This is a genomic window from Flavobacterium sp. (assembly GCF_031423415.1).
Lineage (GTDB): Bacteria > Bacteroidota > Bacteroidia > Flavobacteriales > Flavobacteriaceae > Flavobacterium.
Genome location: NZ_JANPFL010000050.1, coordinates 1 through 1240, shown reverse-complemented (window position 1 = coordinate 1240; position 1240 = coordinate 1). Strand labels below are relative to the sequence as shown.

General features: G+C 29.0%; 3 protein-coding genes. All 3 read left to right on the top strand.

The window, feature by feature from the left end; all coding sequences use genetic code 11:
• Nucleotides 1-192 (top strand): HisA/HisF-related TIM barrel protein (locus tag RMO83_RS05175; RefSeq protein WP_310558615.1); only part of this gene is annotated, 192 nt, incomplete at its 5' end.
• A gap of 17 nt (nt 193-209) precedes the next feature.
• Nucleotides 210-809, top strand: coding sequence for a bifunctional phosphoribosyl-AMP cyclohydrolase/phosphoribosyl-ATP diphosphatase HisIE (hisIE, locus tag RMO83_RS05170; RefSeq protein WP_310558614.1), 600 nt, complete (start codon nt 210-212; stop codon nt 807-809).
• A gap of 31 nt (nt 810-840) precedes the next feature.
• Nucleotides 841-1240, top strand: a 400-nt coding sequence (locus RMO83_RS05165; RefSeq protein WP_310558613.1) for a M15 family metallopeptidase, incomplete at its 3' end; no start/stop codon positions are given.

Sequence of the window (1240 nt, the reverse complement as noted above, 5' to 3'; positions counted from 1 at the left end):
AAATTATCTGAAATTGTAAATATCCCGATTATTGCATCTGGTGGTGCAGGAAATATGCAACATTTTGTAGATGCATTTATTATTGGAAAGGCTGATGCAGCATTGGCAGCAAGCGTTTTTCATTTTCAAGAAATTGAAATTCCGGTTTTGAAACAAGAATTAAGAAAACAGAAAATAGAAGTAAGAATATAGATTTAAAAAATATAAAAATGAAAATAGATTTTAATAAAAACCAAGACGGATTAATTCCTGTCATAATTCAAGATGCCACAACCAAAACAGTTTTAATGTTGGGTTATATGAACCAAGAAGCCTACAATAAAACTTTAGAAACCAAAAAGGTTACTTTTTTTAGCCGTTCCAAAAATCGATTGTGGACAAAAGGCGAGGAGAGTGGCAATTTTTTGAATTTGGTTGATTTAAAAGTAGATTGTGATAATGACACGCTTTTGGTAAAAGTAAATCCCGTTGGCCCAACTTGTCATACTGGGTCAGATAATTGTTGGCAAGAATCTAACAATCAAGAGTATGGATTTATTTCTAAACTAGAAAAAACCATTCAAGAACGCAAAGAAAACGCTACTTCTGATAAAAGTTATGTTGCTTCTTTATTCGAAAAGGGCATTAACAAAATTGCCCAAAAAGTAGGCGAAGAGGCTATTGAAGTGGTTATTGAAGCCAAAGACAATAATGATAATTTATTTCTTGACGAAAGTGCCGATTTATTGTTTCACTACTTAATTTTGTTACAAGCCAAAGGTTTCAAATTACAGGATGTTGTAACTGTTTTGGAAACTAGAGAAAAATAATTTTTTTGATTTAAATCAATACAACTTGAATATGAGAAATTTATATCTTTTTGCAATATTTTTATTTTTATCCTGTAAGTCAAAGCAGAGTTTGATTGCTCAAACTGTTGAAGAGTCATTATTAAAAAATGAAATTTCAAATAAATTTATCGAATTGAATTCAAAAATTAACGATTCGTCTTTTGTAAATTTAAATGATTATTCTAATGATTTTGTTTATGATATGAAATATGCAACTACCGATAATTTTTTGAAAGCCAAAGTTTATGATTGTGAAGAATGTTTTCTGAGATTAAAAACTGTAAAAGCTTTGATAAACGCTAATAATTCGTTTATGAAACTTGGTTTTAAAATTAAATTATTCGATTGTTATAGACCACTCGATGTTCAAAAAAAAATGTGGGAAATTGTTCCAAATCCAGTTTATGTTG

What these genes read in the sequence shown, in the direction of transcription:
- hisIE (WP_310558614.1), top strand. Translation starts at nt 210, where the DNA reads ATGAAAATAGATTTTAATAAAAACCAAGACGGATTAATTCCTGTCATA.